The 6442-nt window shown below is 70.8% G+C and carries 4 protein-coding genes and 1 pseudogene; all 5 read left to right on the top strand.

Annotated elements, in window-relative coordinates:
* Nucleotides 1-435: 435 nt before the first annotated feature.
* The 5 genes and pseudogenes from ACYVHU_RS23425 to ACYVHU_RS23405 all read left to right on the top strand — a co-directional run bounded on the left by ACYVHU_RS23425 (nt 436) and on the right by ACYVHU_RS23405 (nt 6384).
* Nucleotides 436-1776 carry an NsdA family TPR-like regulatory protein gene (locus ACYVHU_RS23425; RefSeq protein ID WP_498949512.1) on the top strand — a complete coding sequence of 447 codons (1341 nt, stop codon included), beginning with the start codon at nt 436-438 and terminating at the stop codon, nt 1774-1776.
* A 479-nt stretch (nt 1777-2255) separates the two neighbouring features.
* Nucleotides 2256-2834, top strand: coding sequence for a hypothetical protein (locus ACYVHU_RS23420; protein WP_144390012.1), 579 nt, complete (start codon nt 2256-2258; stop codon nt 2832-2834).
* A 27-nt stretch (nt 2835-2861) separates the two neighbouring features.
* Nucleotides 2862-3504, top strand: a pseudogene (locus ACYVHU_RS23415) (transposase).
* A gap of 268 nt (nt 3505-3772) precedes the next feature.
* A complete protein-coding gene (aroA, locus tag ACYVHU_RS23410; protein ID WP_498949510.1) occupies nt 3773-5047 on the top strand; it encodes a 3-phosphoshikimate 1-carboxyvinyltransferase in 1275 nt (424 codons plus the stop codon).
* Nucleotides 5048-5592: 545 nt separating this feature from the next.
* Nucleotides 5593-6384, top strand: a complete 792-nt coding sequence (locus tag ACYVHU_RS23405; protein WP_078760968.1) for a 2,3-dihydro-2,3-dihydroxybenzoate dehydrogenase — start codon at nt 5593-5595, stop codon at nt 6382-6384.
* Nucleotides 6385-6442: the final 58 nt, after the last annotated feature.

Genomic DNA, 6442 nt, shown 5'->3' with positions numbered 1-6442 from the left:
ATCCGGTTTCGTCGCGCCGCTCATCGGGCCGTCTCCTCCAGCATGGCGCGCAGCCGCTCCAGGGTCGGGGCGGTCAGGGACTGGCCGGGGCCGCGCGCGCACCACGAGACGCCGTCGCGGTGGATCACCCAGGCAGGGAAAGCGTCCTGGAGAAGCCGGGTGGTGAGGGCAGGAGGGCGACCGGGCATTCCCGCGAGTTGATCTGCGCAGGGCCGGGCAGGCCCTCGGGAAGGGGGTTCCATCATCGTCTCCTTGGCGTCCTTCGCGCTGACAAGGCCGTAGCCGCCCCCGGGGACAGGGGCACCGGCTGCGGCGGCCCCGTAGGGCTTGCCTCAGGGCCTGTGACCAGTACAGGGCAAACGGCGACCCGCGGGCAGGAGGGTGTGCTATCGAACCTGTTGAACGTGTTGAACGGTTGCCAGAGCGGAGCCCCCCATGCCGCGCACGCCGAACACCCGGCTCGCCTCACTTCTTGCCGAGGCCGAGCTGACCTACGACGCGCTCGCGCGCGCGGTGAACCGGGTGGGTGCCGAGGCCGGACTCGACCTCCGCTACGACCGGACATCGGTCGCGCACTGGCTGTCCGGCGTCCGGCCACGTGGCCAGGTACCGAATGCCATCGCCGAAGCACTCGCCCGACAGTTGCGCCGTCCACTCACACCGACGGACACTGGATTCGCCGTACCTCCTTCTCTTGACGAGATCGGGCTGAATTGGCGCGGTGACGTTGTGGCCTCGTTGGCGGAGCTGGGGAGAGCAGAGATGGACGTGAGCCGTCGAACCGTCCTTCGTCACAGCGTGTACTCCCTGGCCGCCCTGGTCGCCATCCCGAACTGGCAGGAGATCGCGGATCGGTCCCAACACGCCCCTAAGGCCACGCTCGGGCGTGTCGGCCCCGGAGAGATCGAGGCCGTCTCGACGATGGCCGAGGCGTTCTCCACCCTCGACGACAAGTTCGGCGGTGGGCACGCCCGCGCAGCCATGGCCGCCTACATCACCAACGACCTCACCCGGTGGCTGCGGGCCGACGCCTCACCCGAGAACCGGGCGCGGCTGCACGCCGCCGCCGCTGAGTTCCTCTACCTCGCCGGCTTCATGGCCTGGGACGACGAAGCCCACGGTCTCGCGGAGCGCTACTACCTTCAGGCGCTCGGCCTCGCCGCAGAGGCCGGCGACCCGCTGACCTACGCCACGGTGCTGCGTGGCATGAGCATCCAGGCCAGCGCCCTCGGCCACCACGGCGAGGCACTGCACCTCGTGGAAGCCGCCGAGTCCGCGGCGAAGAGCGCCGCGCAGCCACGGATGCGCGCCTTCCTGGCCGGCCAGAGGGCCGTGGCCCAGGCCGCGCTCGGCGATCGCCGTTCCGCCGTCGCCTCCCTCGGCGAGGCGGAACGCGACCTGGAGTCGGCCACCAGCCCGGCCGAGACCTTCGGGTCCTACCACCACGCGGCTTTCTCCTTCCAGGAGGCCCACCTGCGTGCCCACCTCGGCGATGTCGATGGCGCGGTGAAGGCCATGACCGTGTCGAACAGGTGCCGCCCGGCACAAGAACGACGGTCCCGCGCGTTGTCGACGGCGCTCCTGGGCGACTACCGGTTCCGGGCCGGTCACCTGGAAGCGGCCTGCCAGACGTGGCATGACTTCCTCGATGACTACCCGTACCTGTCGTCGGGGCGCGCCGACACCGCCCTGGGCAGGATCCGGCGCAGCGTGAAACGGCACCCGGGCAACGCCGCCGCGGCGGCCCTGTCCCGCAGGATGGACGGCCTGGTGTAGACCAGGGGTGACCTGTCTGGAACCGAATTGCGCTGGGGCATCCTGTGCGCCGTCGGAGCGCTACAAGTGCCACGTCGCCATCGGTGCCAACACCGGCACCTCTGCTGCCGACCAGATCGCGCTCTCGGTGCAACGTGCCGACAACAACTGTCCTGGCGTCACTGAGTCTTGGTGTGTTGGCTTACAACTCAACGATGACTCTGTGGCTGCCGGCCTCGCCACAGACAATGATGCGAACCTGACCCCGCTGTGCATCGGCGCAACGTTGGACCGGAGCAAACCCGCCAACTCCGGGGCCGACGAGTTCATGTACGGCGTTCCCGGCAGCTGGGCAACAGGCAACTCGTCGATCAGGCCCCGACAAATGGGAGGATCGGGATGACGTCATCGAGCGTCAGGTGCTCCTGAGCCTGTTGACCACTGAAATCCAGGCCGACGCCCTCACGCGGGTGTCGGCCTCCTCAAGGAGAAGCCGCCTGATGAAGGACCTGATTTGCAATCTGCTCGTGGGCCTGGCCAAGGTGCTTCTGGGCTTGGCGTTGTTCGTTTCTACCGTGCTCATCGGCGGCGCCGTGGTCTTCAGGATCATGAAGTACTTCCATTTCGGTTGCGCAGGGCCATGGACAGGTGCGGCGCCACATGAAATGGCTTGCGACAATATGGGATACGTGATTCCCGTCTTGTCCATAGGGCTCCTGAGCGGTCTGTTCGCCATCACCTCTTACGTCGTCATCCTGCGGCGGATCCGCAGCCGACCGAGCAGGAAAGCGACCCTCGATCTGCTTGCCGGAATGCTCGTCACACTTCTCGGGATGGTGCTGTTCGCCGCCGCGTTCTTCCTCGGCGGTGTAGCGACCGTACACATCACGGAATACTTCGATATCGGGTGTGTGGGGCCATGGGCAGGAGCGGCGCCGATCGACGTCTCTTGTACTCAAGACGACTACATCCGGCCCATCGCGCTCGGTGGACTCGCCGCCGGATTGATCACTGTCATCACTTACGCCCTGGCCCTTCGACGGCTCCGCGACAACGGAGGACATGAAAAGGAGAGCTAGGGATTCTCCCGCGACCGCCATTCTCGGCTGAGTGCTCTCGGCCGGGACGATGTGATCACGGCGTCGGAGCCGTCCTGGACAGCCCCGTTCACGTGTGCCTTCGGCAAGCCGGTGACCACGCTGCGAGGCGACAGAGCGGACATGGTCGGTAAGGGGCGACCGTGGGGCCTGGTCCTTGGATCAGCCCCGCAAGCGGTTCACCAAGGATGCCGTGTTCATCGTGGACGGCGCCCTGGTGCCCACTCGTGACCACACCGGCGCTGAGCAGCCGAAGAACTACCGCTACTCCGCGAACCACCAGATCGTCATCGACGCCGGTACCCGGCTCGTCGTCGTGGTCGGCCGCCCGCTTCCCGGCGATCGCGGTGACGGCAAAGCCGGGGAGGAGTCCAGGGTCAAGGCCGCCGTCGGCAACACCAGGACGATCGCCGATGGCGACCACCCGGGCACTGGCCCCGTGATGCCTCACCACCGCCGCAATGGCGAGGAGCCTCCGGCTGGAAGCAGGCACCCGACAAGTCCCACCAAGCAGGTCCAGGCCCGCATCGAGCACGCATTCACCCGCATGAAGACCGGGAAGGTCCTCCGCGACCGTCGCCTCAAAGGCGACGGAGTCCACCACGCCATGCGCGGCATCGCCGGCCTGTACAACCTCACTCTCGCCGGATGAACGAGCAGGACACACGGCGGCCGAGCACAGCCGATGCAGCGGGCCTCCGGCAGCGCCTTCCGGGTGTTCACGGCCCACCCCAGGTCCTACGGGCGGGACTCGGCCCGGCCGCCGGGGCGTGGCGCCGGGCGGCGTCCCTGCCCGCAACGGGGCAGGGACGCCGCCTCCTCGGGATCTCCCGTGACCTATCCAGGCGAAACCCCGCTGTGGACGGCGGAGGATCGTTAGCGTGGGGACCGTCGGATCGTCGTGAGGGGAGAGGGCGGTCATGGGCCGGCTGAGGGTGAGCGGGATCCGTGAGGTCAAAGGCGTGGTCCCGGTGCCGGGGGACAAGTCGGTGTCGCATCGGGCGCTGATCCTGTCCTCCCTCGCGGAGGGCGTCAGCACGATCAGCGGGCTGTCCGGCGGGGAGGACGTCGCCGCCACCCGTCGCGCCCTGGTCCGGATGGGCGCGGACATCACGGTGGACGGCGCGCTGGTGCGGGTCGAGGGCGGAGTGCGCGAACCCGACGACGTGCTCGACTGCGGTAACGCCGGGACGGGCATCCGCCTCCTGGCGGGGATGTGCGCGGGCATCGACGGGGTGAGCGTGCTGACCGGCGACCGGTACCTGCGCCGCCGCCCCATGGACCGGATCGCGGTGCCACTGCGGCGGATGGGGGCCCACGTCGACGGCAGGGAGAACGGCAGGGTCGCCCCGCTGGTGGTGCGCGGGGGCGGCCTGCGCGGCATCACCTACGCCTCCCCGGTGGCCTCGGCCCAGGTCAAGTCCAGTCTCCTGCTGGCCGGCCTGTCCGCGCAGGGGTCCACCACGGTGATCGAACCCCATCCGACCCGTCGCCACACCGAGGAGATGCTCACCGCCTTCGGCGTCCGGGTCGAGGTGCGGGAGGAGCGGGTGACCGTCCATCCCGGGCCGCTCACGGCCACCGACGTCGCCGTGCCGGGAGATCCGTCGCAGGCGGCGTTCTGGGTGGTGGCCGGCCTGCTCGGCGGCGAGGTCGAGGTCCCGGGCCTGTACCTGGGGCATGGCCGTGCCGGGTTCCTCGACGTGCTGTCGCGGATGGGGGCCGACCTGGACGTGGACCCCGCGACGGGGACGGTGCGGGCGCGCGCGTCCAGGCTGCGCGGGGCCGACCTGGAGGCGTCCCATGTTCCCGGCGTGGTGGACGAGATCCCGATCCTGGCCGTGGCCGCCGCCGCGGCCGAGGGGTCCACGATCATCTCCGGCGCGGCGGAGCTACGGGTCAAGGAGTCCGACCGGATCGCCTCCACGGTGGCGATGCTGCGCGCCTTCGGGGTGGCGGCCGAGGAACGCCCTGACGGGATGGTGATCCACGGCCGTCCGGCGTTCACCCCGGCCGAGGTGGACTCCCGCGGCGACCACCGCATCGCGATGGCCGCCGCGGTGGCCGCCATCGCCCGCGCCGAGGGCGACACCGCGATCGCGGGGTGGGAGGCGGTGGCCACCTCCTATCCCGGCTTCGCCGAGGACCTGGTGGGCGTGGCCGGGGCGGGGGCGTGCGCCCCGGCCGACGGCTAAGACCCGTTCGGGCGACCGTGACCGCGGCGTTCTCGCCCCCGGCCCCGCGTGAGGTGGCACGGCCATGACGGTGGGCGCCGAAGGCGGGGACGTCGAGGGGTGCGCGCTTCCCTTCGCCCGGGGCGGGGTCCTTGTCGGTTCCGATCCGGTCGCCGGGGCCGCGTGTCGTCTGGCCGTGGCGTATGGACCCCGCCGCTTCGGGGCGATCGTCCCGCTCTCAACGGCCGGGGACCGTCCCGGTGACCGGCGTCCTTTGGCGGGTCGCCGCCCCGTGGCTCCGTCGCGGGGCGGCCCGTCTCGGATGTCCGGATCTCTGAGTCGTTCGGCGCGTGGGCGGGGACGGCCGCCGTCGCGGGGTCCATCGAGGGGCGGACGTCACCGCCTCCCGGGATCGGGGCCGTGACCGTTATCGCCGGGGATCCCGTCCCGAGAGGATCGGTGGGCGCCATCGCCGAGGGCCGACGGAGTGTCGCCTTGACGGTAAATATTGAAAATGATTATCTTTGTCGCGTTTTGGTGGTGAGTGAGGGGCGGTGCCGTCCGCGATGGGCGAGCAGGTGGAAGAGCCCGGCGCGCGCCAGGTCGCGCTGGTGACCGGCGCCTGTGGTGGGATCGGCGCGGCCGTCGTCCGCGGTCTCGTCGCGCGCGGTGCGGCCGTGGCGGCCCTCGACCGCGACGGCCACGGCGTCCGGGAGCTCGCCGCCTCCCTCGCTGAGGAGGGCGCCGAGGTGCTGCCCTTTTCCGTCGACGTCGCCGACCGCGTCGCCGTCGAGGAGGCCGTGGCCCGGGCGGAGGCGCAGGCCGGCCCCCTGACCTCGGCCGTCAACGTGGCCGGCATCCTGTCGCCGGGTTCGGCCCTGGAACCGGCCGAGGACGCCTGGCGCACCGCCTTCGAGGTCAACACCCTCGGCGTGGTCAACGTCTCCACCGCCGTGGCCCGACGGATGGTCCCGCGCCGCTCGGGGGCGATCGTCACGGTCGGTTCCGACGCCGCCCGCATCGCCCGCATCGACATGGCGGCCTACGCCGCGACCAAGGCCGCGGCGGCGCGCTTCACCATGTGCCTCGGCCTGGAACTGGCCCCCCACGGCGTCAGATGCAACGTCGTCTCGCCGGGCTCGACCGACACCCCGATGCGGCGGCTGCTGTGGGGCGACGACGGCGGCGCCGGTTCCGTCGCCGGCGCCCCCGAACGCTTCCGGGTGGGCATCCCCCTGGGGCGTATCGCCGACCCCGCCGACATCGCCGCCGCGGTCCTGTTCCTCCTCTCCCCGCAGGCGCGCCACATCACCATGCACGACCTGCACGTCGACGGGGGAGTGGGGCTCGGCCTCTGACGGGAGGCGAGCGGCTGAAGCACCCCCGGTCCCACCGCCGTGCCGGACCGCGGCGTCC

This window comes from Marinactinospora endophytica (assembly GCF_054780875.1).
The sequence above is the reverse complement of the archived record's forward strand: the minus strand, read 5'-3'. Positions and strand labels throughout refer to the sequence as shown.